Source organism: Gammaproteobacteria bacterium, from assembly GCA_041395445.1.
In the GTDB taxonomy this organism is placed as follows: domain Bacteria; phylum Pseudomonadota; class Gammaproteobacteria; order Xanthomonadales; family Marinicellaceae; genus NORP309.
In genome coordinates this window covers 217,482-243,325 of the sequence record JAWLAO010000004.1, presented here as the reverse complement: position 1 = coordinate 243,325, position 25,844 = coordinate 217,482, and the positions used below count along the sequence as shown (strand labels likewise).

Genomic DNA, 25,844 nt, shown 5'->3' with positions numbered 1-25,844 from the left:
TATTCAATATGTTGAAGAATCAATTATCAGTCTTTTATAATTTGAGAGCTTCGATTGGCTATTTTAGAATTTGAAAAATTTTATTGAGAACGACAGTAATGTTCTCCGTGTTATCAGGCAATTCGTTATGAATTAAACTTTGAGCCTGTTCGCACAGAGAGCTGAGTTCATTAAACCCATAACTTCCGCTTGAGCCTTTCAATTTATGTAAGGCGGCACCCAAACGGGAGAAATCCTTTTCTTCCCATGCTGTTTTTATTTCGGTGGCTTTCGCCGGAAATGTGGATTGGTATTTTGTTTTCAGTTTAAGAAAAGCATCATCCATGACTTAGTCACCGACACACATTGTCACTGTAGCTGTTGAAGTAGCTCCGTTACTATCAACAATTGTGTATGTGAAAATATCATTACCAATAAAGTATCCCGGAGCCTGATAACTCATGCTACCATCTTCGTTAACAACTAGAGTTCCATTTAATGTTGAAGTATCGACTGAAACCAAGCTAATTGCATCGCCATCCACGTCGCTGTCATTTTCCATGGGATTGAAATCCAGTGAACCGCCCCAGGAAACCAGATAGAGGTCATCGACAGCAGCAGGTGCATTATTATCAGATTCAACAGTTACTGTCACTGTGGCACTTGCAGTCGTTCCATCTTCATCAGCAACTACATAAGTGAATGTATCTGTGCCGACAAAGTCTTCATTAGCCTGATAGGTTACAGAACCATCAGGATTGATAACAACGATACCATTTGTTGGTTGAGAGACGGATTCTGTGGTTAATGAGTTACCATCACTATCAGAATCATTGGATAAAATGTCTATAATTAATTGTTCAGAGCCAACCGCAATTGCTGTATCATCAACAGCGACCGGAGCATTATTTAAAACCTCAACTGAAACGGTTGCAGTTGCTTGTCCACCATTACCATCATCAACTGTGTATTGGAAAGTATCGATACCAACATAGCCATTATTTGGTGTATAAGTCAGAGATGTTCCGTTATTGACTACAGTTCCGTTTGCAGGTTGAATTACATTTGTTACTGTCAAAGTGTCATTGTCAGGATCAGAATCATTATCCAGAATGTCAATCAAGGTTGCACCCGAATTACGGAAAACAGTCAAACCATCATCCGCCGCCAGTGGAAGCTGATTGAGATAGACGATATCGCCTAATGTTTCAATTTGTTCCTGAGTTTCGAAACGATAAACATCGACTTCACGTTTGTGTTTGATTGGGTTCTTCAATGCTCGTGATAACCAAGAAGGAGCAATCTTAACAGGAGTTTTCACCCACTTAACCGGAACATCTTCTGCCGGAATTTCAGCTTCTTTAAATTCTTTTTCCAGGCTGAGGAAGCTCACCGTAACTCTTCTGTTTTTAGGTTGTTCTTCCGGGTTATTATTATCGAATGCAGGCTCTGTTTCCCCTTTTCCGGATGAAAGAAGCAATTCCGCATCAAGACCCTGTGTCATAAAAAAGTCATGTGCTGCCTTTGCTCTTCTCTCAGACAACCACTGATTATAAGTTTCAGTTCCTATAGAACATGTGTGTCCAACGATGTTGATTTTTGAACCGAGTGTTTCTTGTTTGATTTGTTCGATTAAGTTTGCCAGCGTTTCTTTGGTATCTTTACGCAGAAGTGATGAATCCAAATCAAAAAACGCCATGGTTGATAAATTGATTTCGTTTTGGACAACAACTCGTCTTTCCTCTTTAAGTCTTGCCAGTGCTTCCTCATCAACAACTTTAACTTCTTCGTATTTTTCTGTTGGCTGATAGGTATTGCCGAAATCATAACGGTACATCAAATAAGCACGAGTGTCGTCTTTATCCAGTTCAAAGTCACCATCCTTGCTTAATTGTCTGAGACTTAACGCTAAAGAATGCCCGGTGTTTTTAAAGTATTTCTCTAAATCAACACTTGCAGTCAGTTGGTCAGAATTGTAATCGCCTTTTTCATAGTCCAAACCACCGGTTAAACGAACTAAATTGGAGTCAAAATATTTACCAATTCGTCCACCAACACCCCAGTCATAGGCCTGTTCATAGGTGCGAGTGATAGTTTCTATGGTTTGATTCTGCATGTAATCCAGACCATCAATTGTTCCATATAGGACGTTGTAATTGAATGTCGAAGTTTCATTGGACAGTCTTTCGTCTGTAAGAGCTTTACTGAGATTGAAATTCCAGAATTTATTTTGTTTTTCTTGTCCAAAACCCAAACTCAGTTTTTTATCATCGTAAGTATTTTGATCAACAGCTAAAAACAATTTGTTGATTTTCAGGTTTTCGTGGTTATCAATCAAATCTTGTTCACTCGGATTGCCCGGAATCCAATGGTAATCCAACTCAAGACCACCAGCGCCATCGGAATACCAGCCCTGAGCCATAAAATTGTTTCGATAGCTATTATTGAATGACTTTAAAAACTCACCAATAAAATCACCATCTTCGGTGATGCCGATTCCGATGCGACTGTCGTCACCACTATATGAAACATTGATTTGATCCAATGCTTTGTTTTCAAATTCCGAATCTGAATCTGAGGCTCCGGAGACAGACACAAGTCCTGCACAGAACATGGAAATTATAATTTTTTTAGTGTAGCTTTTCATAATTGATATTATTTTTATCGAGATTTGGGAGATTTTAGCAAAGAAAGCAATGATTTAGAACTATTATCTAGAAACAACCTTAAAAAGAAAAACAATAAGAGCGAAATAATAACAAATTCAGTTTAAATCATGAAAACAATGTTAAAATGAGAGTTGTTTTAGTGGTAAAGTTTGATTCAAAAAGTGAAAAAAGCGATAGTTACAGGAATTACAGGACAGGATGGAGCCTATTTATCTCAGCTACTTTTAGAAAAAGGTTATGAAGTCTATGGAACCTATCGTCGGACCTCCACAGCTAATTTCTGGCGAATAGAAGAGCTCGGAATTACCAATAATTTGAATCTTCACTTGGTAGAATTTGATCTCACCGATCAGGCAAATTGTATCAAAATGGTGTCTGACATCAGACCGGACGAAATCTATAATTTGGCTGCTCAAAGTTTTGTTGGTGTATCATTTGATCAACCCATTGCGACAGCGCAAATTACCGGTTTGGGTTGTTTGCATTTGCTCGAAGCCATTCGTTTGGTTGATACAAATATCAAATTTTATCAGGCGAGCACTTCGGAAATGTTTGGAAAAGTTCAGGCTGTTCCGCAAAATGAAGGCACGCCATTTTATCCTCGCAGTCCTTATGGTACAGCTAAATTATTTGCTCATTGGTCGGTGGTTAATTATCGGGAATCTTACGATATCTTTGCTTGTAGTGGCATTTTATTCAACCATGAAAGCCCGCTTAGAGGAACTGAGTTTGTAACCCGAAAAATTACCGATGCGGTTGCCCGAATCAAAGCCGGAAAACAAGACTTTCTACAGCTTGGAAATCTTGATGCCAGAAGAGACTGGGGATATGCCAAAGATTATGTGGAGGGTATGTATTTGATGTTACAAGCAGAGAATCCGGATAATTATGTGCTGGCGACGAATCGCACAGAAACGGTCAGAAAATTTGTGCAAATGGCGTTTGCTTATGCGGAAATTGAAATTGAATTTAAAGGTGAAGGAGTTGATGAGATTGGAGTCGACACATCAAGTGGCAAAACAGTTGTTAAAATCAATTCAGCTTATTATCGCCCGGCAGAAGTCGATTTGCTGATTGGAGATTATTCAAGAGCTGTAAAAAAATTGGGTTGGAAGCCTCAATGCAGTCTCGAAGAATTGTGCAAAATGATGGTTGAAGCTGATTTAAAGAGACACCGCATCGGATAAAAAAGAATTGAAACAAACAAAATGTACGCAATAATTGTAGCTGCAGGCAAAGGACAAAGATTTGCTTCGGACACACCGAAACAATTTCTTGAAATTGCCGGAAAAATGGTTGTTCAGCACAGTATTGATGCCTTTGATAAAATAGAAGAGATTGAAGGTATTGTTATAGTAATGCCGAAACAACAAGCACTCTGGAAAAATATTGAACTCACCGCTTCAAAACCATTAATGTATGCAACCGGTGGTTCATCCAGACTCAGTTCGGTTTTACATGGCTTGCAAATTCTTGAACCTTTAGTCACAGACAATAGCTGGATTTTGGTTCATGATGCCGCTCGTGTGTGCGTGAAAAACAGCGACATCAACAAACTCATTCAGTCATGCAAACAACAAAATCAAGGCGGATTGTTGGTTAAGCCGATAACTGACACCATAAAATTCAGTAAAGACGGTAAAAATGCTGACAAAACTATCAATCGAGATAATTTGTATTCAGCTCTAACTCCACAAATGTTTCCTTTTGGTCAATTGGTTGAGGTTTTACAAAAAGCGGATATCGAACTCACGACCGATGAAGCCTCTGCCTTTGAACAAGCAGGAATCAGGCCATTACTGGTTAAAGGCCGTTCAGATAATTTCAAAATTACCTATGCGGATGATTTGTTACTGGCATCATTTATTCTGAGGAAAGGTCAATGAGAATTGGCAGCGGTTATGATGTTCATGCTTTTTGTGAAGGCGACCATCTCATTTTGGGCGGAATTAAAATACCTTTTCACAAGTCTTTCAAAGCACATTCTGATGGCGATGTATTGATACACGCTATTTGTGATGCACTACTCGGAGCATTGGCACTCGGCGATATTGGTCATTTGTTTCCTCCAAGTGATAACCAATGGAAAGATTGTAACAGTGATGTTTTTTTGAAGCATATTCACAATCTCATTCTGAAAAAAGGTTACCAAATAGGAAATATTGACACAACAATTATCTGTGAAAAGCCTAAAATCAAACCTTACATTTCATCCATCCAAACTAATCTTTCTGAAATTCTAGGCATCAATCATAAACAAATCAGCATCAAAGCCACAACAACTGAAAAACTGGGCTTTTGTGGTCGCGAAGAGGGAATAGCAGTTCAGGCTGTTTGTTTATTGGAAAAAACGACATAAAAAGTATTTATACCTAGAAGTCACACTGTTAATTTGTGCTATCATTGTGTTGAAAAAGTGTTCACTGGGGGTGTAGTTCAATGAAGAGAATAATTCTTATCTTGCTATTTTTCGGGATAACAGCAAACGCTCAAAATATCTTCAAGAATGAATTTGAGCAGCTAATAGCAACAAGAACATCAACAATGAATATGGTTGACCCTCATGTTTTTTTACTTTTATTGCAAATAGTTTGTACGGATATTACCAGTGAATTAAATTCAGAGTTTAACAATTCTTTGACACAAGATTCAGATGGTGATGGATCAATTGACTTAAATCAAATCACCCGTTTAACCACGGATCAACCGGACTATCTTACTTCAAGAACTTTGAATGCCTCTATGTGGGATGCGGATTGTCCGATTCCTTTACATAGTGCGGCATGTCAACCCCGTACCGGAACAACCCCAATTATAACCACTACCACTTTTAGTCAGGATTCTACTTGCCTCGCACCTCTTGCGAATACAACTAGTGGATATATTCCAGAACCTAATACTGTTGATTTTCCATGTTATGCAACAGAGCCAGAAGATTTTGATATGAATATATTTGGAAGCAGTATTACTCTTTCAGGTTATCAGCAAAGTTTAAAATATGATGGAGGTTTATTATTGAGTGATGGATTGAGTCGAGGATTTATCAGTGAGACTGATGCTGAAAACTTTATCATTCCTCCAACCACACCCATTATTGGAGGAATGACTTTGGCATTTTTGTTGCCCGGTGGAATGGGGAATTGTAGCGCTAATGACGACAGGGATTTAGGTCCCGATGGAATCACTCAAGGCTGGTGGCTATACTTTAACATTACTTCGGAATTGGTTGAGTATGAAATTCCGAACAACTAATTGGATTTTAATTTTTTAATCATCACAATGGCATTTTCTCTGCCATTGATGGTTTTGTAATAACCTTTTCGGATTCCTACTTGTTCAAATCCAAATGATTGGTAGAGGTTTTGAGCCACCGGATTTGATTCTCTGACTTCGAGAATGAACTCTTTGGATTGGTTGTAGATGCAGATATTTTCCATGTATTGCAGCAGTTTTCTCCCTAAACCCTTACCTTGATATTCTCTATCGATACACATGTTGAGCAAGTGAGAATCCTCATAACCCGACATTAAAAAAGAATAACCGATAATGTCGTTATTTTGATTTTTTACGACAATGGAATGATAACCGGCAAGTAAACAGTCGAGCATGATTTTTTGGCTCCAGGGAACCGGATAATTATTTATTTCAATTTGATGAACCTCATCCAAATCCTGCTTTGTCATTATGTCAAAAAATATTTTTCCCATGAGTGACTGTATATCTTAATCAGAAAATGTCATATAATACCTTAACAAACAAACTCTTTAAACAAACAAAAAGTATTAATTAACTATGTCAGAAGCAGTTCCCAACGAGGCAACCGAGAAAGATATCCACGCCCTGAATGTAGCTTTGGATGATAATCGGATGCATGAAGTCGAACGAATGATTAATTCGTTTCCGGCGGCGGAAATTGCTTTTTTCCTGGAATCTTTACCTAGCGATAAAAGGAACATTGTTTGGGAACTGGCTGATAGCGAACATAGCGGTGAAATTCTGGTTCACCTGCATGACGAAGTCAGAAGCAGCCTCATTGCCAGCATGGAAAACGAGGAGCTTGTTGAAGCCACGGCCGATTTGGAGCTTGATGACCTTGCTGATATTATTCAGGATTTGCCAAAAGAAGTCTCTGATGAACTGTTACTGTCAATGGACAGAAACAATCGTGAGTTACTTAAAACAGCTTTATCCTATCCGGAAAACTCTGCCGGTGGTTTGATGAATCCGGATGTGATAACCATCAGACCGGATGTGACTTTGGATGTGGTGTTACGTTATATTCGTATGCGAGGTTCCCTGCCCGAACCGTTGGGAGATTTATTTGCAGTTGGTCGAAATGGCCATTATCGGGGTCGTTTGAACATCAATGACTTGTTTTTAAAAGATCCGAATACCAAAGTCGCCGATATCCTAGATATGGACTCTCCTGCAATTTTAGCTAAAACACCGGCCAGTGAAGTGGCTCAGGACTTCCAGCACTATGACTGGATTTCAGCACCTGTTGTTGATGAGAATAACACTGTGATAGGCCGCATCACTGTTGATGATATCGTGGACGTGATTCGTGATGAATCTGAACATTCCGTCATGCGTATGGCAGGCTTGGATGAAGAAGACGATATGTTTGCTCCAGTTTTAAAGAGCTCTAAACGACGAGCTTTATGGCTGGGAATTAACTTACTCACCGTTCTGTTGGCCGCTTATGCGATTGGTTTTTTCTCTGCCGCTTTAGAACAAATCGTTGCCTTGGCAATTCTAATGCCAGTTGTTGCCTCAATGGGTGGAATTGCCGGTTCTCAAACATTGACCTTAATGATTCGTGGTATGGCAACCGGGCAGGTTGGTCTTGGCAATGCTAAACACTTGCTGTCGAGAGAGGTTTCAATTAGCGTGATTAACAGTTTTGTCTGGGCATTTGTTTTAGCGGCGATAACCTTTTTATGGTTTCGACAATGGGATATTGGTTTGGTTATTGGTATTGCATTGACGGTTAATCTCATAGCCGGAGCTTTTGCCGGAGTTATGGTTCCGATAATTTTACGCAGAATGAGCATCGATCCGGCAATTGCCGGAGGTGTGGTTTTAACAACGGTAACGGATATTGTTGGATATGTTTCTTTCCTTGCTTTGGGAAACTGGATGTTATTAAACTAACAAGAGCTAAAGAGCTTCTTCGTCCAATTCACCGGTGCGAATTCTCACAACTTTCTCCAAATCGGAGACGAAAATCTTTCCATCACCAACTTTATTACTACATGCTGTGTTCAAAATAGCTTCAATCACCTCATCAACCATTTCCGCTTTGACGGCTATTTCCAATTTCAATTTTGGCAAGAAATCCACCACATACTCAGCTCCACGATACAGCTCCGAATGTCCTTTTTGACGACCGAACCCCTTCACTTCTGTCACCGTAATTCCGGTAATTCCAGTCTCTTCGAGCGCATCTCTGACATCATCCATTTTAAACGGCTTGATTATGGCGGTTATCATTTTCATAATAATTTCCTGAGGCATTAATTCATACAGAAACATTTTTGCATAACAGAGTAAATTTTATCAACAAATAGTTTTTTCCCGTTCACAAAAGGTCAAAAGCTAACCTCAATATCATGTGATTATGGTAGAATTTGTCCTTTATTCACAAAACACAAAATCATGATTAAACCACAAGCAGTAGAAGATGTTGTCAATAAAATCGGTGAACTGATTCCGCAGGATATAAAAACTCTCAGAGAAGATTTTCATAAAAATGCCAAGGCGGTATTGGTTGCAGGTTTAAAAAAAATGGATTTAGTCACCCGCGAAGAATTCGAAGTTCAAAAAGCCGTCCTGGCAAAAACCCGTGAAAAACTGAAACTTCTGGAAGCAGAATTGAAGAATCTTAAGTCTTCAGTAAAATAAATCACATTAATCCTATGCCTCAGTAGCTTTTTTAAAAAAAGCAATAAACTACGCTATTCTAGACATCGGGCAGAAATCATTCTTTGGCTTGATCCCTTACGAAGCCTAAATACGTTGATAATTACTGGTAATCTTTCCCTCTATCAGAAATTGAGAGAGGTTTATACTTCGTTTTATGTCAAGTCAAAACAAACGTAATTTGGCGCTATAGATTAGTTGTTAATTGCTTATACTCCATTATTTTGTTCTAAAATTTAAAAAATTATTGACCCTCCCATAATACTCAATCATTGAAAACTTAATGACTAATCATTTAGTTTGCAATAGTGTCAGCTCACAATAATCCCAGTTTCGTCGGTTTTGTTGGTGAGACCAGATGATACTGAAGTTTTTAGTTTTTTCAGGGTCAAAATAGACTGAAATCTGATAATCTGCACTTTCGCTGCGATCATCAAGAAAAATGATTTGGTCTTTATGGTTCACACCACAGATTGAGCTTGGAGATTTTTTGTCCGTGTCTATAACAGAAAATCCATACTGGTTATAATCGCATACTATTTCTGAACCTTCCGGTAAATTCCAAGGTTGATGTCCCAGCTTTCGTGTTGTGTGCCATTAAAAAACACATTGACGGGAAGAGCCTCAACTCCCTGTTTAAATCTTGGTTTTTTGGCGGATTGTAAAACTTTATTTTCCAGAGTGATTTTCTTTAGCGCCATTTGAACCGGTTTGTTCGGCGTTTCCGGGAAACTAAAAACCCGGATGTTATAACCGGCATGTTCATACAACCTTTCCCATTGTTGCGTATGCGTCGGAAAAGCATCTGATGATACTGTAATACCATTTGGTGATATCAGGAACTTCACTTGATGGGGAGAAAGAGTGGATGTTTGTAGTTCCCAGACTGGTTTATAGGTTGAGTGGTATGTGTTAATCAATTGCATATTATCACTGAGATAAACTTGCACAGTTCCGCTGTCAGATTCATGGTTTTTAAACCACTTCAAAATGAAATTTTGTTTTTTTATAGAGAGTGCAATAGCAAAACCCGATGTGAGTTCTGGAATAAAATCAAATACCAACTCCCTGCGTGTTGCTTTTCCAAACTGATCCAGCCATATCAGAGGTTGAGTGGATTCAATACCTACATTTGCATAGCTGGATTCAGCAGGAACATCAACTCGCAGCGCGCCATTTTCAAGTTTAGCAACGGTATCAAACTCAGTTTTTGCTTTAACGTATTGTTGCCAGTTATGACCGAATAACTCGCCGTCAAATAAAACTGTTTTTCCTGTTTTGGAAGAAATTAAAGAAAAGTCATTTTCTTTTTGGTAATTGATGTCCTGCATTTCAATGCTTTTAAGCGCCAGCTTAACCGCTGAGTTTTCTTCTTTCGCATGAGTCATAGCACTGACCTTATAGCCGTAACGATAGAGATTAGTGTTTGAAGTGATTTTGCCTTGCAGGATAATATTATGATTTCGATTTTTTACAAGAACAACTTTGTCTGATTGAATATTAACGACTATTTCACTGAGCTGTTCCATTGGGAAACTTCCACTCATTAATTTCTTCTTTTCAATCCATAGAGAAGCGGTTGCAGTCTCTCCATTGTCTTCTTTATTGACCTGAAGCCGAATGATATGAGATCTCCATTCTTTGTTAGCATCCCAGTTATCCGGAATGATAGCATAAACAAAACCTGTGGTTTGTTGCGGATCGATGCCAAACTTTAACTGAACAGCCTTGTTTGTACTGTATTCAGGAAATTGGAATAAAGTATTCGCTGAACGAATTCCTGTCTTTCCCCAAGAATTTCCCTCAGGAACATCGACAACCAATGTTTTATCTTTTAATTGTGCGAATTTTGGAAAATCACCGCCAGCCCATGCAAGTTCAAGCCATGTCTTACCCAATTCTCCATTAAACAATGTAAACTCTTGCTGACTTTGAGCATTCGATAGGCTCTAATGAGACATGCATAACAGAATTACTGTTGTTGCCCTGATGATATGAATATTCTTAATGAAGTTTAACATCACTAACACCCCAACTCAATCGACAATTATTACAAAGAGTATAGCACTCGACAGGTGTTTTCAGGTTTGAATTCTATTCAAATTAACATTTTGTTGATAATGGTCAATTACAATCAAAACTGGAGTTGTTCTTATTTCAAAGTATTTTAGTTTTTTTCAAAAACTGCTCTTAACTAAGGAGCCCTGACGATAGCGTAAAATCCTTGAGATGATTCATTTATCAAATAAAGTTTGAGTAACTCACCAGATTTCGTAGATTCGAGAATAGTATGAAGCTCATTGGCTGAATTGAGAGTCTTGCCGTTAACTTCTCTGATAATATCTTGTGATCGCACATTTTTATCATAAAAATAACTGAGCGGGTTTATATCAGTAACTTGCACAAATTGTTGATCGTGAATATAAATCGTTTCATATTTTAATCCCGGCCAAAAATCGTCATTATGCTCGTTGTCATTAGATTCAACTTTAGAGTCGACGATAGGTTCTCTCTCCTCGACAACAATATCATAATACTCGGATTGGTTATTTCTAAAAACTTCCAAACGAGTTTTTGTTCCGGGTTTTAAGGAGGATATGTAATTAATAAGGCTACTGTTATCGGTAATCTCTTTTTTGTCAGCAGCCAAGATAATATCACCGTGTTTCAGTCCTGCTTTTTTTGCAGGTGATCCTGACATGACGTCTTCTATTAAAACTCCAGTAGGTTGGTTTAACCCAAAAGCTTCTGCGATATCAGCATCAACAGATTGAACTTGTGTCCCAATATAACCACGACGAGTTTTGCCATTTTCCTTTAACTGAGGCAAAATGTAAGAAACGATATTAGAAGGAACTGCAAAACCAATGCTTTCTGAACCAAAGTTGACAGCTGTTGCAACTCCAATCACTTCACCGTTAAGATTAATGAGTGGACCACCGGAATTTCCAAAATTGATTGCCGCATCGGTCTGAATAAAACTCTCAAGACTGCTGTCAGGAGTGATATTGATTGAACGTCCTTTCGTTGAAACAATTCCAACGGAGACTGAATTGGAAAGCCCCAAAGGAGAGCCAATAACCATCAACCAGTCGCCCATATTAACCTTGTCGCTGTCAGCCAATTTAAGATATGGCAATTCGGCTTTTGATTCAATTTTTAACAATGCAATATCATTGGCAGAGTCAACTCCAAGAACTTTGGCTGAATAGTCGCGATCACTATGGTGGATAATAATGCGCAGAGCATCCTCAATTACATGATGGTTGGTGATAATCAGACCATCAGGGCTGATAATAAAACCCGAACCGCTGGTGTCACTTCTAAGTTCATCAGGCGATGAATCTGTTTCAATGTTGTTTTCCGGAACGGGTAAAGGATTTATTGAATCATCAGGTAAAGCCGGAGCTGAACTTTTATCAAAAAGTTTAACTGCTTGTATCGAAACAACAGCAGGAGAAGTCGATTTTACCAGTTCGGCAAAATCCGGCAATATGATTTGATTTTTTGATGGTTGACTTTGTTTTGCAAGCGAACCTGTTATCAGCAGATTGAGTCCTGCAAAGATAATGATGGCTTTGAATATGAACCTGTTTATACTGCCATAGATTTTCATGAGATGCCCCGCCTGATTTTTATAAATTTTAAGTTAAAATGTCTTGGTGGTCAATTAGACTTTAAGTTAGCGTAGTTTGAATTTTTATAGCAAATGCAATAAATTCATCATTGCAAATCCATTGAGTTCCTGACTGAAATTTCGCGATAAGCCGATGACTTTAAATTTTTCTCCCATCTCTGATGGAAGTGTGAGTTTTTTCAACTCAGTGGTTTTTTCATAGTATTTGCTGTAATTGTCATTGCTGTCACCAAGCAGGTTTTGAATGCCCAGACTCATTAAAAAATAAGCCTGTGTGGTGTAACCGTCAACGTCCAGTCCGCAATCATCCGCAGCTTCGGCTACAGCGGTAAAATCTACAAACGCGGTGATATCCTGCAAACCGATATTTTCAAAATAATCAAAATTGGCCTTATGCCGATGATGACAAACCAATGTGCCATTATTTCGTTGAAGATGATAATAGGCATCGCGTTCATAACCATAATCGACAAACAAAACCACACCTTTTTTCAGGTTTTGTGAGATGGTATTCAGCCAGGAGGATAAATTGGGAATAAACTCTGAAACATAACTTTCCGGCAAATCTAATTCTTTCGCGTGTAATTGCTCATAGAGATTTTGTGGAAATTCTGACCAAAGGGTTTTGAAATCGTCCTTATAATCGACCCGCATTTGTTGATATTGATTGTTCGAGTATTTGAAAACTTCAACAGGTAAAGCATCAATCACCTCATTGGCAAAGATAACTCCTTCAAAATCATCTTTAAGTGGTTCGCTAATCCAGCAAACAAGTTGACTCAAATGTTTAGGTAAGGATTTGATTTTTTGCTTTTGTCGATGCTGTAGATCTGCGCTCACTTCCAGAATATAATACTTTTCCGGTAAGCTGTTAAGATTATCTAACTCTGTCAAACAATCAAAACAAAATTGCCCGGTACCGGCTCCCAGTTCCATAATTACCGGAGAAATTAAACTTTCAATAATTTGTCGAAATTGTACCGCTAAAGACTTAGCAAATAAATCTCCCAACTCTGGCGAAGTTATAAAGTCACCTTCTTTTCCAAACTTGTGCGTTCCCGAAGAGTAATATCCCAATCCTGGTTCATAAAGACACATATTCATGTATTCAGCAAAACTGATACTATTTTGCTGTTTTATTTTTTCAATAATTTTATCTTTCAGAGCCTGTGAGTGGCGTGTTAAACTGAGTTGTGAAGAATTATTTTGTAACATTTTCAGATGACTGATACCAATAAAGTTATGTTAGTGACCGGTGCGGCTCAAAGACTTGGGGCTTATATTGCCAAAAGTGCTCATGCCAACGGCTGCAATCTGGTTTTGCATTATCGAAGTTCCGTTGCTCAAACGCAAGACTTGCAACAACAACTCAATCAAATTCGTCCTGACTCCTGTATCATTTTTCAAGCTGATTTTAATGAGGAAACAGAGTTTTCCAGTCTTCAAAAGAACATTGAAAAACAATTTGGCAGATTAGATGTGTTGGTTAATAATGCTTCAGATTTTTTCCCTACCGATATTGATGAGATTACAGTTGAGAATTATGACAAATTGTTTAACAGTAATGTCAAAGGTCCGTTGTTTATGGCGAAAAGCTGCTATCCATTACTCAAAAAATATCAAGGAAACATTATCAATTTGGTGGATATTCATGCCGATAAACCACTGAAGAAATATCCGATTTACTCTATGGCAAAAGCGGCTAATAAAATGATGGTTCAATCACTGGCGAGGGAATTTGCCCCGGATGTCAGAGTTAATGGCATTTCTCCGGGTTGTATTATCTGGCCGGAACAGGAAATGCCGGGTTATGAAAAAGAAGAAATTTTAAGTCGAGTTGCATTACAAAAGGTCGGTAATCCCCAGAATATCTATCACACAATAAAATATCTTATCAGTAATGACTACATCACCGGACAAATCATTCGGGTGGATGGTGGTAGAAGTTTGTTTATGTGAGTGATTTGCTATAGAAATTTAGCTTTTTGAGATATATTAGATTAAGTTTAATTCAATCAGGTTGTGATATGAAATTCATTTTAATAATTGTATGTTTCCTTTTCGTCAATACTTCTGCATCAGCAGATTCATATATTAAGGCTAATGCCTATCTCGATGTTAAATCCGGCAAACTGGTTGAGCCTGCCAATATCTTAATTAAAGATGGTAAAATTTCAGCCATAAATCCAGAATCAATTCCTCAGGACATTAAAGTCATCGAGCTAAAGGGGCAAATATTACTTCCGGGTTTGATGGATATGCACACCCATCTGGATTTGGACTATAGTGATGGTTTTGGAAAAATTATCACACACGAGAGTGCCAGCAAAGGCGCAATCCGAGCAACAAAAAATGCTGAAAAGACCCTCATGGCCGGATTCACAACCGTCAGAAATGTTGGCCAGGTTCATATTACAGGGGAGTTAATTGGTGTTGCTTTGTCAGAAGCTGAACAGGAAGGCTGGATTGTTTCACCAAGAATTATCCCGGCAGGACACATGGTAACCATTAGTGGAGGACATGCCGATTTGACGCTAGGTCTTTCTGAAAACCTGTTTGAGCCTGAACCAAAACATGGTGTGGTTAATAATAAGGATGAAGCGATTGAAGCAGTTCGATACCAAATTAAACATGGAGCTAAAGTGATTAAAGTTCACGCCACAGCCGGAGTCATGTCTCTGGAAGATTCGGTCGGGGCTCAACAGCTCAGTGATGAAGAAATGAAAGCTATAGTTGAAGAAGCCGAAAGACACCATACGAAGGTAGCCGCTCATGCTCACGGAGCCGAAGGGATTAAAGCAGCTATAACAGCGGGTGTTTCATCTATTGAACATGGGTCACTTTTGGATGACGAAGGCATTCGAATGATGAAAAAACACAATGTCTTTTTGGTTCCAACGACCGGTTTAGTGGATTTTGTCATGGAAGGAATTGACCGCAACGATCCCAAAATTGCTGCCAAAGCAAAATATGTTCTTCCATTAGCAAAAGAAAATCTTTCCAAAGCCATCAAAGCCGGAGTAAAAATAGCATTGGGAACTGACTCGCCACTGATTCCTCACGGAGATAATGCTCACGAACTTTCAGCAATGATGGAACAAGGTATGAGCGAACTCGATGCTATTCAATCCGCCACAATAAACTCAGCTGAGTTATTAGGAGTCAAAGACCGGGGACAAATCAAACAGGGTATGCTAGCAGATATCATAGCAGTAAGCGAAAACCCTTTGAAAAACATCAAAACTCTTGAAGATGTGACCTTTGTAATGAAAGGCGGAAAAGTGTATAAAGAGTTGTGAACTAAAAAAAACTATTTCAACTCTGCAATCTGAACTTGGTAGGATTGATACCACTTTTCCTTGCCCATTTTCTGAGCTTGTAAATGTTCAGAGTTTTGTTGCCATCGTTTGATATCTTCTTCAGATTTCCAATAAGAAACTGCTATCTCCTGATTTCCTTCGGTCACAGCAATAAAATCAATACAATCATATTTTGCCATTGCAAGTTCACGCAGTCGTTTCGCGGTGCTTGAGTATTGTTCGTCCAACTGTTTAGTTTCAGCTCTAAAAATAACTGCAAACATCTTATTCTCTGATATACCAATAAAAAGTATATTCTATCACCATGTGATTTGCTTTTATCGACAAAATGAATTGTAATTAATTTTCACACTAGTTGATGAATCATTATTTTGGGATAATGTTGAATTATCTCAATTTAATAATATATTGTGAAGTTGCACTCAACTATTTTTAATCGGCATTTTCTATGATTTTCATCGGCTCTTTGATTGGCTCCATTATCGGCTTTAAGTTTGGTGGCTTTTTTGGCATGATATTTGGTGCTTTGTTAGGTAGCAGAGCTGAGGTTTGGGTTCGTGAGAATTTATTAGGAGAACCCAGTCGGCAATATAGGGTTCAGCAAAGCTATTTTGAGGCACTGTTCACTTCTATCGGCAAGCTGGCAAAAGTTGACGGAGTTGTGACCAAAGATGAAATTCGCCGTTGTGAATCCATCATGCAGAGAATGCAACTGACATCCGAACACCGAAAACAAGCCATCAATTATTTCAACCAGGGGAAACAACCGGGTTTTGATATCCGTCCGGTAATTGAGAAACTTTACTTCGCATCCGGCAGGTCATATTCTATCAAGCAAATGTTTATGGAAATGTTGCTGGAAGTGGCTGCCGCTGAAAACCAAATCAAACAATCCGAGTGGCAATTGATGTTGCAAATTTGTGAGTATTTAAGATTTCCTCAGAATCTATTCATTACCTTAGCCCGAATGCGGGGCTTTGATGCCAACGGCAGTCGTTCACAATCTTCTAATCAAAGACAACAATGGACACGACCTCCGCAACAAAAAACCAACCCTTATCAGGTTTTAGGTGTGAATCAGTCTGACTCCAAAGCCGTTATTCGTAAAGCCTATAAAAAGCTCATGAGTTCTCATCATCCGGATAAATTAATTGCGAAAGGAATGCCACCGGAAATGATTGAAATTGCCAAAAATAAAACTCAGAAAATCCAGGCGGCTTGGGAAGACATTAAACAGCAAAGAGGATTTTAGACCCAGAGTTGTACTTTGATCAATTAGTACTAATTTTGAAACCCAATAATTCCCACGCCTTTTCTGCGACTGTCTCCGGTTGCGGAAATACAATCGCCTGAGCGAACAGCATTAACTCCTCCAAAAAATAAACTTCGGGTTTTCCATTGATTAACTTTGTTAAATGAGGCAAGAAGCGACTCAATCTTTTGCAAACTAACTCCTTTTTCGATATCCAGAGTATCATTTTCGTAGTGCATTCGGGGAGAATTGACAGCCTGACTGAGAGTCTTTCCTGAGAAAATATGATATATCACCTGAAACAATGCGGTTTTGATTCGGTTTGAACCACCGGTTCCAACAGCAATCTTGCAGTCGTGGTTTTCAAGAATTGTTGGTGACATCATGGAAATCATTCGAGAATCCGGTTGAAAATTAAAAAACCCACCTATGTTTATATCTTCTTCACCCAAAAAATTATTGAGCATAAAACCGCTCTCTGGCACAACATAGCCACATCCCTCTCCGTTAGACACGGTCAGGCTGGCAACATTTCCTTGTTGATCGATAACACTCATGTGAGTTGTGCCTTTTGAGCTTTGCATTTGGATATTTTCTGAATTTTTAATGCGATCGGCATGCATCATTGCTTCAATTATTCGAACACCATCAGGTTTGTTTGGATTTTTCAGAATGTGTTTAAGCTGCTCAATAATTAACATTCCTCCGGTGGTCGGTGCAGAGTTTGTCATGATTGTCCAGTCCTGAATATTGTCGACCAGAGGTTCTCGAACCAATACCTGATAATCATGAAAATCCTGTTGTGTTAACAAACCGTTTGATTGTTGCATATCCTTGATAATAGATTGCATCGGACTTCCTTGATAAAACCAACCTTCAGAATGGGTGACTAAATTTTCTAAAAATCGAGCTAAGTCGGGGTTAGTAAAGTTGTCACCGGTTTTATAGAGTTGATTATCCTTATTTTCAAAAATAGCTGCCACCTCAGGTGTCGACTCAAGGATTGGGCGCAGAATTCTCAGAATTTCAGCGTAAAGTGGTTCAATTTTATAACCCGAATACGCTGTTGAAATTGCAAATTCAGCTAACTCTTGTAGAGGGAGTGTACCGTATTTTTTATGAATGGCAAAAATTCCGGCTGGTATTCCGGGGACAGCAGCAGATGCTTTACCAATATGAAATTCTTGCTGAACGTCTCCGAAATCTCCGTGAATCGGAAAAAAGTCTTTATTTTGAGGTGAAATGTCTTTAGGAGTTTGAGCGAAGAAATCAAAAATCTGCGCTTCTTCTCCATTCGGATGAGCCAGTAAGTAACCACCACCGCCGGGTGAAGATAATAATGGTTCGCTCACGAATGACATAAACAATGCTGCCAGAATGGCATCGTAGGCATTCCCGCCTTTTGCCAGAATTCTCACAGCGGCTTTGCTGGTATAATAATTTCCGGTCGCAACTGCGTAAGTCTTTCCTTTTACGTTCAAATATTAAACCTCAAGATTAAAAGTAACCGGCCCGTCATTTTGCAAAGAAACCTGCATATTCGCTGCAAATTGTCCGGTTTGAATTTTACCGGGAAGTTTCAGACTAGCTTGGTTTACAAAATAGTCATAGAGTTTTTTCCCGGAAACCGGATCAGCTCCACTGGAAAAACTGGGACGTAAGCCTTTTTGAGTGTTTGCAACCAGAGTGAATTGTGAGACGATAAGTAGTTCGCCCTCAATGTCTTTTAAAGAAAGATTCATCTTGTCATCTTCATCTGAAAAAATTCGGTAATTACAGACTTTTTCCAGTAATTTGTCAGCGATTTCTTCTGAATCCTGCTTTTCCACTCCTAAAAGCAAAAGAATTCCTTGAGTGATTTCTCCCACGGTTTGACCATTCACTTCAACTTTAGCTTCTTTGACTCTTTGAACTAATGCTTTCATAGCGACATTATATTATAGAGATCTTATCGAGTCCCTATTTATTATTTGAAAATAGTTTTTCCTATAGCTTGTAGGAAATTTCCTACAAACCAAAAGTATTTTTCCTATATTCACTTCACGTTAAATCCGGATAATGAGCATTGTGGAGGAGAAAAGGGAGATTCTCAGATTGTTCTTATTGAAAGGAATACGTGGATAAGGCAATAAAGGTAACAGCGTAAGGATGGCAGTTATCATAAAGACGGATTTTTTTCGGGGAATATGGATTTGAATACGGATGTTCAGACTTTTAACCGTCGGATGATTCCGGCGGTTTTTTTTGCAAAAAAAATGTGAATGCCTTACCATTAGGCAGTTTCCAATTCCTATAATCCAATTTGAAGGTATTTTTATTTAAAGCTATATTAGCATTAGGAAGAGTTCTATCTCTTTCAGCAGGTCGTAAATTCGCATCTGTTTTGGGGTGGTTGTTCTGGTTACTGTCAAAAAAGAATAAAAAAATCACTCTGACCAATGTTCGCAAATGCTTTCCGGAAAAATCAGAATCACAACAAAAACAACTCGCCAAAGCCTGCATCAATTCCACTCTGATGAATTTTATGGAGTTAGGCCGAATTTGGGATAAAAACAAATCGGTTGATGATTTGGTTGACAACATTTTTGGAGTGGAAGACTTTCAAAGTGCTTTGAAACAAGGAAAAGGTCTGCTTTTGGCAGCTCCGCATTTTGGTAATTGGGAAGTTGTCAATTTGGTTTTAGCACGATTTGAGAAGTTTGCTTTTTTGTACAAAGCGCCGGATGATGAAAAAATCGAACAGCTATTAATTGAATCCAGAGGTAAATCTGAAGCCTTACAGATTGAAGCCAGTCCCAAAGGCGTGAAGAAAATTCTTTTGCATTTGAAAGATCAGGGATTCATTGCGATTTTGCCCGATCAAAGACCTAAAAGCGGACAAGGGATTTTTGTGCCTTTCTACAATATTCCGACTTACACCATGACCTTATTTCCGAAATTAGCGGTGAAAACCCAAGTGCCGGTGTTTTTTGTTTATGCGTTAAGAACCATAAAAGGTTTTGATGTTTATTTTGAAAAATCAAGCGATGAAATCTATGGCGACATCGAACAGTCTGCGACATACATGAATGCACATATTCAGAAAATAGTGGACAAAGCTCCTGAACAATATCAATGGACTTATAAAAGATTTAGTATTCAACCAGAGAACGAACCTCCATTTTACCAATAACACCAATGACGAAGAAATCTGTTTTTTTAATGGGACCAACCGCAGCCGGTAAAACCGAAGCGGCGATTTTTCTGCATGAAAAATACAATTGCGACATTATTTCAGTTGATTCAGCGCTGGTTTACAAACAAATGGACATCGGCACTGCTAAGCCGAGTACCGAAGAATTACAAAAAGCACCTCATGCTTTGGTTGATATTATTGAGCCCTGGGAATCCTATTCAACGGCAAATTTCTGCAAGGATGCTTATGGTTTGATGGAACAGTCGATTGCAAAAAATAAAACTCCATTGTTAGCTGGTGGAACGATGTTGTATTACCGGAGTTTGCAACATGGTTTGTCAAAATTACCCGATGCCGATGAGGGGATTCGACAAAAGTTATTAGATGAAGCTGAAACTCATGGGTGGGAATATATGCACCAACTGTTGCAAAAAATTGATCCCGAATCGGCTGCCCGTATCAAAAAGACCGATCCGCAACGCATTCAACGAGCTCTTGAGGTTTTTCACATTAGCGGAAAAACCATGACTGAATTGCACAAGGAGGATCAAGGGAACGAACTCGATTATCAAGTCTTAAAAATTATCATAGCTCCAGATCGAGCCTTATTGCACGAGCGGATCGAGCAAAGATTCCGACAAATGGTTCAACATGGTTTCATTGAAGAAGTCGAAAAACTGAAAGCGAATCCTAAAATCAAACTCGAAATGCCATCCATGCGTTGTGTCGGTTATCGCCAGGTTTGGCAATATCTGGATGGCGAATTTGACTACGACGAAATGATTTTCAGAGGAATTGTTGCGACCCGACAACTTGCAAAACGACAATGGACATGGTTGCGAAAAGAACAAGATGCCATTTGGCTGGACTCTACCAAAGTGGGTTATCTTAATCAGATTCAGTCGCTAATTGAGGAGTTTTTATAGCTTTTGTATATAATTTATCCAGTAATCAACTGAATTACAAAAGTTTCAATTTTTGATTTCAGACAACTTCCATGCTTCGCATTATGTTAGAATGCTATGTCTTTGTTAGAGTAGAAATCAACCATGTTATCCAATAGTGAAATTGCCAAAAGTGTGACAACTCAACCCATAAAAGAAATTGCAACAGCAATGGGGATTAGTGAGTCGGATATGATTCCTCACGGAACAGAAATCACCAAGGTTCATATTAATGCTTTAAACAAACCTCAAAACAACTCAGGGAAATTGATACTGGTTTCAGCGACCACGCCAACCAAAGCCGGCGAAGGAAAAACTACTACCTCCATCGGTTTAGCACAAGGAATGAAAAAACTCGGTGAATCAGTTTGTCTGGCTTTGCGGGAACCTTCATTAGGACCATGTATGGGCATCAAAGGTGGTGCAACCGGTGGCGGATATGCACAAATTGTTCCTAATAGCCGAATCAATTTACATTTTACCGGTGATTTTCATGCCATCACTTCTGCTAACAATCTGATTTCGGCAATGATTGATAATCATATTTATCATCGTAATCTATTAAACATCGACCCCAGACGCATTGTTTGGCGTCGGGTGATGGACATGAATGATCGTAGTTTGCGAAATATCGTTGTTGGACTCGGAGGAAAAGCTCATGGTGTCCCACGAGAAGGCGGATTTGATATCACCGCTGCTTCTGAAATCATGGCGATATTATGTTTATCCAACGATTTGGAAGACTTAAGAAATCGTTTGGATAGAACGCTTCTGGCATATAATCATGATGGAGAACCTATTTATTTGAAGGATTTAGAGTTTACCGGTTCACTCATGGCATTGCTTAGTGATGCAATTCACCCGAATTTAGTGCAATCGCTGGAAGGTTGTCCGGCATTTGTTCATGGTGGACCTTTTGCCAATATTGCTCATGGTTGCAATAGTGTGATTGCCACTAAAATGGCAATGCATCATTCTGATTGGGCAATCACCGAAGCGGGTTTTGGTTTTGATTTAGGTGCCGAAAAATTCTTTGACATCAAGTGTCAATCCGCAGGACTTGACCCGGCGGCCGTTGTATTGGTCACAACTGTCAGAGCATTAAAGTTGCATGGCGGAAAAAATGCTGAAGAACTGGAAAACGAAGACTTAACGAGCTTGTCCGAAGGTTTGTCAAATCTGGATAAACATATTGAAAGTGTGCAACAGTTTAATAAACCGATGGTTGTTGCTTTAAATCGTTTTATCAGTGACTCTGATGCAGAGGTCGAGTTAGTCAGAAAGCACGTTCAAAGCAAAGGCATTCGATTTGCTGAATCCAGACATTTTACCGAAGGCGGGAACGGCTCTGTCGAGTTGGCAAAAGCCGTAATTGAAGTTGCTGATACTTCACGAAAATTCATACCACTTTATGATAAAACCGATTCGGTTTTCAAAAAAATTAAAAAAGTCAGCCAAAAAATGTATGGCGCAAAAGACATTGCTTTCACCAAAGATGCTGAAAAGGATTTACTACAAATTAAAAAACTGGGACTCGAACATTTACCCGTTTGCATCGCAAAAGCTCCCAGTTCCCTATCGGATGACCCTAAACTGCATGGTCGCCCAAAAGACTTTTTTGTCACCGTCAGAGGCATCCAAATCAACTCCGGTGCCGGATTTCTGGTGGTTCTTACCGGCAACATCATGCGTATGCCCGGATTACCCAAAGCCCCGGTTGCTTTAAAGATTGAGTTGCAAAAAGATGGAACAATTACAGGTGTGGGATAATTGTGTCATTCTGAACGAGTGAAGTGATTTGAAGAATCTCAAATCTTAATTCTGATAAGGGGAAAATGTAATGTGCTGATGTTGGGCGTTAGGTCAAACTACATTTCATCAATCTATCATTCATTTTTTGCTCGTGCAAAAAACGAATCAAAAAACACGCCCCGACATTCCGGCCTGCGGCTTCCTTCGATACTCTAAATATTCAGCGCGTAACAAAACTCGCTTCGCTCAAACAGTTGTTACGCTTATTTCCGAATATTTCTCCGTGTCTCAGCGGAATGTAAGGGGGTTAATAAACAATCTGTCAGAGTGTACGTCGTCAAATCATTTTGGACCACAGCCCTCATAAATTAAGCTTGAGCGAGAAACTCTCCACCTGGAGCTTCAAGCCTTTGTTCTAGAATCGGCAGCATATTCATTGATGATGGCCGACAGATCTTCTTTGAAATTAACTCATCACCTATAGAAATATCGCACCCAGCTCACCAGCCAAACCCCATGCCTCTGCAATAAAGGTACTCGCATTCTTAATTGGCTGCCAAGGCAACAAATATCCAAGTTCAATTTTACTTATTTCTTGTGCTTCATCTTCGTAGTAGTCCACTTCTGTATCATTTATAAAAGCACTCACTGTGATTAGTGTGTCAGTTTGCCACTTTTCTATGTTGTCTTTCCGCGCATAAAAAAATACTTCACCACTTCCATCAGTGAGTAACCCCTACGATTAAGCATTGAAGCTAATTCAGAGAACAGTACCGCTACGGGCTTGAGTGTAACGATAACCTCTTGGTGCCACCGATCTTTTTCATTTCTTCAGCTAACGACCAAGCTGTGCGGTGCAAACGAAGCGTAGCGTAGTTTGCATCGAACAAGCGCCTTGTTATGCATTTACACCCTCAAATGGAAAACTGTTTAGAACAGTTTCTACCAATTCATATACGGTAGCATAGTCATAATTCTGTCGCCCCATCTTCGGGGTCAAGTATCTGCCATGCGCAAGCCAGTGTCGATATTTTAGCGCGCCTTTTAAATCACCAATGATCTTAGAAGTTCCGTGCGCATTACTTTCCACGCTTCAGAATGTCATCTTCCAGCGAAGCTTTTGAGTTCTTTGTTTTGAACAAATTCCTAAAAGATCTCGAAAGTGGGTCTCTTTTCTTTTTGTAATTTCTTTGTAAGTAATCTATTCTAAACGCAGCTTCTAGAGTTGCCAAAAGCGTAAGTGAAGATGTGTGATTTAGCTCTTCAATCCTTGATCTCAACTCGTTAGCCAAATCTTCTCTGGAATAACCAAAAAAACCTCTCCTCCAAGGCGTGGTTATTGTTCAAATAATACATTTTAAAGGACTGCTCTGAGTCCGAATAATAATTTGCAATTTCGACAAGCTCTAATTTTTCATTTGAAAAAAAACCTTTTTAGCCACCGACAACCTCCATTAGTGCGCTAAGAAATGTTTCTTGATTAAATTCTATATATTTTATTCTTGGCGGTGGGGTCGATATTTTCCATTCCCATTCAAGTATTTTAGACACCTCCTCTTGTTTGGAGGCTCTTCCCCTTCAATCCATATATTTACTTTTATTTTTGGACCTGATGAATTTTTATTAACAAGAACGAACCGAATAGTTCCGTTTTTACCTATTAAGTCCACGCGGCCTTTTGCCCCAATAAGATTCGTACCTATCGGTTCTAATTTAACTTTATGCCCAGCCAATTCTATATTTAATACTTTTACTGTATAGCCGCCAATATATTCTTCATAAATTTCTTTATCTGTATACTTTATGCTTACCTTATTATCTTCAATATATTCTTTTAGAAACTCTTCCGCCTTACTGTAATATTCTGAAAGATAATTTAGCCACTCATCTCTCTGATTATCCCAATTGATAGGTTCTTCTTGAGATTTCTTCGCGGCCTGCTTATTTATGAAGTCATCGAAATCTTTTTTGCTCATGATATATGTCTTTTATTAAATTAATTCCGTTTAGTTACATGTTTTATTGCATAACAATTTATTATATGTGCATCAATGCAAGATATTAAATATTTTGCGTATTTTAATGCGCCCATTTTCATGGCTTTTGATACTAACATACTGATTTTTTTATGTAAAGTGATGTTTTAGTACGCATATAATCGCTATGAACCTGATATCATTTCACACTTTCATATTTCCGTAAATATCCGGCTATATGTGCATTTTTGGAAGATTCCTGCCTTCGCAGGAATGACGAGTTAGTTTGAAGTACTTACGACTTTGTTGATTAAGTCTTCTTCGCTCAGAATGACGGCGTTCTTTTAAACCCCTTTACTCTCACCGAGATATTTTTGAAAAATTTGGAGCAAAGTTTGCAAGTGTTTGAACATTGCTTGCAATGTGAGTTTTTGCAAACGCCAAATTTGAGAAAATAGTGAGGGAAGCCAACGGCTGAGAGTTCGGGGCGTGCTTTTACGCTCCTTTTGCACGAACAAAAGGAGCAAAGAAAAGATACTGAAATAAGTTCAGCATGACTTGTAAATATTTTAGATTTCTCGACTACGTTCGAAATATCGAGTAAACAAGTCAAGTACATAGGCAACAGCGTAACATTAAAAAATCCATTTTTAAATTTTTTGTATCACTCCCAATCCCAAAGCACAATTTCCCAATCATCGTGATCGTCTTTGTAGGTTTTAATCGTTTCAAAACCCACTTTTTCATGGGCTCTCTTGGAACGAGTGTTGCGACTTGAAATTTGGGTAACAATGTAATCAAAATGTGGAGACATACACTTTTTCATGTGTTGGTAGAGTCCGGCAAACACACCTTGAGAACGGTACTCTTTGGCAACACAAACTTGTCCCATTACAAAATATTGGGTATTTCCAAGTTTTTCGCCTTTATGTTCCAATAAATTGATTCGTTCAAACATGGTGAACAACACCGGAACTTCATCAGCAAAATCTTTTAACATCACTAAGGCATATCCCGCAATTTTATCTCCGTCTTTGGCAATGATATGTCCATAAAGAGAGTTCATCCGGGTGAGCAAGTCAAGATTGTGTTTTACGGTTACAAAACCTTGCTGTTTTAGTTCTTCATCAGAAATGTTGGAAGGAAGATTGATGGCTTGTAAGTCAATAATCTGTTGCAACTCAATGCTGTTCTCTGCGGTTTTGTATTCAATCATGA

Annotated in this window: 26 protein-coding genes; 12 read left to right on the top strand and 14 right to left on the bottom strand. The window is 38.8% G+C overall.

The features are described 5' to 3' along the window. Nucleotides 1–58: 58 nt before the first annotated feature. Nucleotides 59–325: an Hpt domain-containing protein gene (locus tag R3F25_09130; protein MEZ5496981.1), complete on the bottom strand. Its 267-nt coding sequence runs from the start codon at nt 323–325 to the stop codon at nt 59–61. A gap of 3 nt (nt 326–328) precedes the next feature. After that, nucleotides 329–2,626, bottom strand: coding sequence for an Ig-like domain-containing protein (locus tag R3F25_09125; protein ID MEZ5496980.1), 2,298 nt, complete (start codon nt 2,624–2,626; stop codon nt 329–331). Between the two features lie 183 nt (nt 2,627–2,809). Here R3F25_09125 and gmd point away from each other — a divergent pair, with 183 nt between their 5' ends. The 4 genes from gmd to R3F25_09105 all read left to right on the top strand — a co-directional run bounded on the left by gmd (nt 2,810) and on the right by R3F25_09105 (nt 5,900). Beyond that, entirely contained in the window at nt 2,810–3,835 is a 1,026-nt protein-coding gene (gene gmd / locus R3F25_09120) for a GDP-mannose 4,6-dehydratase (GenBank protein ID MEZ5496979.1), read from the top strand. Nucleotides 3,836–3,856: 21 nt separating this feature from the next. Then, nucleotides 3,857–4,534, top strand: coding sequence for a 2-C-methyl-D-erythritol 4-phosphate cytidylyltransferase (gene ispD / locus R3F25_09115; GenBank protein MEZ5496978.1), 678 nt, complete (start codon nt 3,857–3,859; stop codon nt 4,532–4,534). Next, entirely contained in the window at nt 4,531–5,007 is a 477-nt protein-coding gene (gene ispF, locus R3F25_09110; GenBank protein MEZ5496977.1) for a 2-C-methyl-D-erythritol 2,4-cyclodiphosphate synthase, read from the top strand. The genes ispD and ispF overlap by 4 nt, the downstream gene beginning before the upstream one ends. Nucleotides 5,008–5,087: 80 nt before the next feature. Then, nucleotides 5,088–5,900 (top strand): hypothetical protein, encoded by an 813-nt coding sequence (locus R3F25_09105; GenBank protein ID MEZ5496976.1) that lies wholly within the window; start codon nt 5,088–5,090, stop codon nt 5,898–5,900. Here the strand turns inward: R3F25_09105 and rimI are convergent. Further along, nucleotides 5,897–6,355, bottom strand: a complete 459-nt coding sequence (rimI, locus tag R3F25_09100; GenBank protein MEZ5496975.1) for a ribosomal protein S18-alanine N-acetyltransferase — start codon at nt 6,353–6,355, stop codon at nt 5,897–5,899. The two genes, R3F25_09105 and rimI, sit on opposite strands and share 4 nt — an antisense overlap. Before the next feature lie 85 nt (nt 6,356–6,440). Between rimI and mgtE the strand changes: the two genes are divergently transcribed. Continuing rightward, a complete protein-coding gene (gene mgtE / locus R3F25_09095; GenBank protein MEZ5496974.1) occupies nt 6,441–7,802 on the top strand; it encodes a magnesium transporter in 1,362 nt (453 codons plus the stop codon). A gap of 6 nt (nt 7,803–7,808) precedes the next feature. Here mgtE and R3F25_09090 read toward each other — a convergent pair whose 3' ends face one another. Further along, on the bottom strand, nt 7,809–8,147 hold the full coding sequence (locus tag R3F25_09090) for a P-II family nitrogen regulator (GenBank protein MEZ5496973.1): 339 nt from the start codon (nt 8,145–8,147) through the stop codon (nt 7,809–7,811). Between the two features lie 159 nt (nt 8,148–8,306). Between R3F25_09090 and R3F25_09085 the strand changes: the two genes are divergently transcribed. Beyond that, nucleotides 8,307–8,552, top strand: coding sequence for an accessory factor UbiK family protein (locus R3F25_09085; GenBank protein ID MEZ5496972.1), 246 nt, complete (start codon nt 8,307–8,309; stop codon nt 8,550–8,552). A 309-nt stretch (nt 8,553–8,861) separates the two neighbouring features. Here the strand turns inward: R3F25_09085 and R3F25_09080 are convergent, their stop codons facing one another. The 4 genes from R3F25_09080 to R3F25_09065 all read right to left on the bottom strand — a co-directional run bounded on the left by R3F25_09080 (nt 8,862) and on the right by R3F25_09065 (nt 13,422). Next, a complete protein-coding gene (locus tag R3F25_09080; protein ID MEZ5496971.1) occupies nt 8,862–9,035 on the bottom strand; it encodes a hypothetical protein in 174 nt (57 codons plus the stop codon). 71 nt (nt 9,036–9,106) lie between these two features. Then, the gene (locus R3F25_09075) at nt 9,107–10,468 is read right to left on the bottom strand and encodes a hypothetical protein (protein ID MEZ5496970.1); all 1,362 of its coding nucleotides are present in this window, start codon (nt 10,466–10,468) and stop codon (nt 9,107–9,109) included. 296 nt (nt 10,469–10,764) lie between these two features. Then, nucleotides 10,765–12,186: a trypsin-like peptidase domain-containing protein gene (locus R3F25_09070; protein MEZ5496969.1), complete on the bottom strand. Its 1,422-nt coding sequence runs from the start codon at nt 12,184–12,186 to the stop codon at nt 10,765–10,767. Nucleotides 12,187–12,270: 84 nt separating this feature from the next. Continuing rightward, nucleotides 12,271–13,422, bottom strand: a complete 1,152-nt coding sequence (locus tag R3F25_09065) for an SAM-dependent methyltransferase (GenBank protein ID MEZ5496968.1) — start codon at nt 13,420–13,422, stop codon at nt 12,271–12,273. A 6-nt stretch (nt 13,423–13,428) separates the two neighbouring features. On the opposite strand from R3F25_09065, the gene R3F25_09060 reads away from it, so the two are divergent. Both R3F25_09060 and R3F25_09055 read left to right on the top strand, forming a co-directional pair. Further along, complete coding sequence (locus tag R3F25_09060; protein MEZ5496967.1) at nt 13,429–14,166, top strand: pteridine reductase; 738 nt, start codon at nt 13,429–13,431, stop codon at nt 14,164–14,166. A gap of 68 nt (nt 14,167–14,234) precedes the next feature. Then, a complete protein-coding gene (locus tag R3F25_09055) occupies nt 14,235–15,506 on the top strand; it encodes an amidohydrolase family protein (GenBank protein ID MEZ5496966.1) in 1,272 nt (423 codons plus the stop codon). An 11-nt stretch (nt 15,507–15,517) separates the two neighbouring features. Here R3F25_09055 and R3F25_09050 read toward each other — a convergent pair whose 3' ends face one another. After that, nucleotides 15,518–15,811 carry an antibiotic biosynthesis monooxygenase gene (locus tag R3F25_09050; GenBank protein ID MEZ5496965.1) on the bottom strand — a complete coding sequence of 98 codons (294 nt, stop codon included), beginning with the start codon at nt 15,809–15,811 and terminating at the stop codon, nt 15,518–15,520. 164 nt (nt 15,812–15,975) lie between these two features. On the opposite strand from R3F25_09050, the gene djlA reads away from it, so the two are divergent. After that, nucleotides 15,976–16,779 (top strand): co-chaperone DjlA, encoded by an 804-nt coding sequence (gene djlA / locus R3F25_09045; GenBank protein ID MEZ5496964.1) that lies wholly within the window; start codon nt 15,976–15,978, stop codon nt 16,777–16,779. Between the two features lie 29 nt (nt 16,780–16,808). Here djlA and R3F25_09040 read toward each other — a convergent pair whose 3' ends face one another. Both R3F25_09040 and dtd read right to left on the bottom strand, forming a co-directional pair. Continuing rightward, nucleotides 16,809–18,260, bottom strand: coding sequence for a gamma-glutamyltransferase (locus R3F25_09040; protein ID MEZ5496963.1), 1,452 nt, complete (start codon nt 18,258–18,260; stop codon nt 16,809–16,811). 3 nt (nt 18,261–18,263) lie between these two features. Further along, the gene (gene dtd / locus R3F25_09035) at nt 18,264–18,704 is read right to left on the bottom strand and encodes a D-aminoacyl-tRNA deacylase (GenBank protein MEZ5496962.1); all 441 of its coding nucleotides are present in this window, start codon (nt 18,702–18,704) and stop codon (nt 18,264–18,266) included. A gap of 377 nt (nt 18,705–19,081) precedes the next feature. On the opposite strand from dtd, the gene R3F25_09030 reads away from it, so the two are divergent. The 3 genes from R3F25_09030 (at nt 19,082) to R3F25_09020 (ending at nt 22,668) form a co-directional block, all read left to right on the top strand. Continuing rightward, entirely contained in the window at nt 19,082–19,951 is an 870-nt protein-coding gene (locus R3F25_09030) for a lysophospholipid acyltransferase family protein (protein ID MEZ5496961.1), read from the top strand. A 5-nt stretch (nt 19,952–19,956) separates the two neighbouring features. Then, entirely contained in the window at nt 19,957–20,880 is a 924-nt protein-coding gene (gene miaA, locus R3F25_09025) for a tRNA (adenosine(37)-N6)-dimethylallyltransferase MiaA (GenBank protein MEZ5496960.1), read from the top strand. A 123-nt stretch (nt 20,881–21,003) separates the two neighbouring features. Next, nucleotides 21,004–22,668: a formate--tetrahydrofolate ligase gene (locus R3F25_09020; protein MEZ5496959.1), complete on the top strand. Its 1,665-nt coding sequence runs from the start codon at nt 21,004–21,006 to the stop codon at nt 22,666–22,668. 460 nt (nt 22,669–23,128) lie between these two features. On the opposite strand, the gene R3F25_09015 is transcribed toward R3F25_09020, so the two are convergent. The 3 genes from R3F25_09015 to R3F25_09005 all read right to left on the bottom strand — a co-directional run bounded on the left by R3F25_09015 (nt 23,129) and on the right by R3F25_09005 (nt 25,842). Continuing rightward, nucleotides 23,129–23,299, bottom strand: a complete 171-nt coding sequence (locus R3F25_09015) for a hypothetical protein (protein MEZ5496958.1) — start codon at nt 23,297–23,299, stop codon at nt 23,129–23,131. A gap of 847 nt (nt 23,300–24,146) precedes the next feature. Next, nucleotides 24,147–24,626 (bottom strand): hypothetical protein, encoded by a 480-nt coding sequence (locus R3F25_09010; protein ID MEZ5496957.1) that lies wholly within the window; start codon nt 24,624–24,626, stop codon nt 24,147–24,149. 664 nt (nt 24,627–25,290) lie between these two features. Next, nucleotides 25,291–25,842 (bottom strand): GNAT family N-acetyltransferase, encoded by a 552-nt coding sequence (locus R3F25_09005; protein MEZ5496956.1) that lies wholly within the window; start codon nt 25,840–25,842, stop codon nt 25,291–25,293. Nucleotides 25,843–25,844: the final 2 nt, after the last annotated feature.

Bases quoted from the DNA above. Each gene is read 5' to 3' on its own strand.
- R3F25_09005 (MEZ5496956.1), bottom strand. From the start codon at position 25,842: ATGATTGAATACAAAACCGCAGAGAACAGCATTGAGTTGCAACAGATT.
- djlA (MEZ5496964.1), top strand. From the start codon at position 15,976: ATGATTTTCATCGGCTCTTTGATTGGCTCCATTATCGGCTTTAAGTTT.
- R3F25_09085 (MEZ5496972.1), top strand. From the start codon at position 8,307: ATGATTAAACCACAAGCAGTAGAAGATGTTGTCAATAAAATCGGTGAA.
- R3F25_09065 (MEZ5496968.1), bottom strand. From the start codon at position 13,422: ATGTTACAAAATAATTCTTCACAACTCAGTTTAACACGCCACTCACAG.
- rimI (MEZ5496975.1), bottom strand. From the start codon at position 6,355: ATGGGAAAAATATTTTTTGACATAATGACAAAGCAGGATTTGGATGAG.
- R3F25_09090 (MEZ5496973.1), bottom strand. From the start codon at position 8,147: ATGAAAATGATAACCGCCATAATCAAGCCGTTTAAAATGGATGATGTC.
- R3F25_09070 (MEZ5496969.1), bottom strand. From the start codon at position 12,186: ATGAAAATCTATGGCAGTATAAACAGGTTCATATTCAAAGCCATCATT.
- R3F25_09125 (MEZ5496980.1), bottom strand. From the start codon at position 2,626: ATGAAAAGCTACACTAAAAAAATTATAATTTCCATGTTCTGTGCAGGA.
- ispD (MEZ5496978.1), top strand. From the start codon at position 3,857: ATGTACGCAATAATTGTAGCTGCAGGCAAAGGACAAAGATTTGCTTCG.
- ispF (MEZ5496977.1), top strand. From the start codon at position 4,531: ATGAGAATTGGCAGCGGTTATGATGTTCATGCTTTTTGTGAAGGCGAC.
- R3F25_09010 (MEZ5496957.1), bottom strand. From the start codon at position 24,626: ATGAGCAAAAAAGATTTCGATGACTTCATAAATAAGCAGGCCGCGAAG.
- mgtE (MEZ5496974.1), top strand. From the start codon at position 6,441: ATGTCAGAAGCAGTTCCCAACGAGGCAACCGAGAAAGATATCCACGCC.
- dtd (MEZ5496962.1), bottom strand. From the start codon at position 18,704: ATGAAAGCATTAGTTCAAAGAGTCAAAGAAGCTAAAGTTGAAGTGAAT.
- R3F25_09060 (MEZ5496967.1), top strand. From the start codon at position 13,429: ATGACTGATACCAATAAAGTTATGTTAGTGACCGGTGCGGCTCAAAGA.
- R3F25_09020 (MEZ5496959.1), top strand. From the start codon at position 21,004: ATGTTATCCAATAGTGAAATTGCCAAAAGTGTGACAACTCAACCCATA.
- R3F25_09130 (MEZ5496981.1), bottom strand. From the start codon at position 325: ATGGATGATGCTTTTCTTAAACTGAAAACAAAATACCAATCCACATTT.
- R3F25_09055 (MEZ5496966.1), top strand. From the start codon at position 14,235: ATGAAATTCATTTTAATAATTGTATGTTTCCTTTTCGTCAATACTTCT.
- R3F25_09105 (MEZ5496976.1), top strand. From the start codon at position 5,088: ATGAAGAGAATAATTCTTATCTTGCTATTTTTCGGGATAACAGCAAAC.
- miaA (MEZ5496960.1), top strand. From the start codon at position 19,957: ATGACGAAGAAATCTGTTTTTTTAATGGGACCAACCGCAGCCGGTAAA.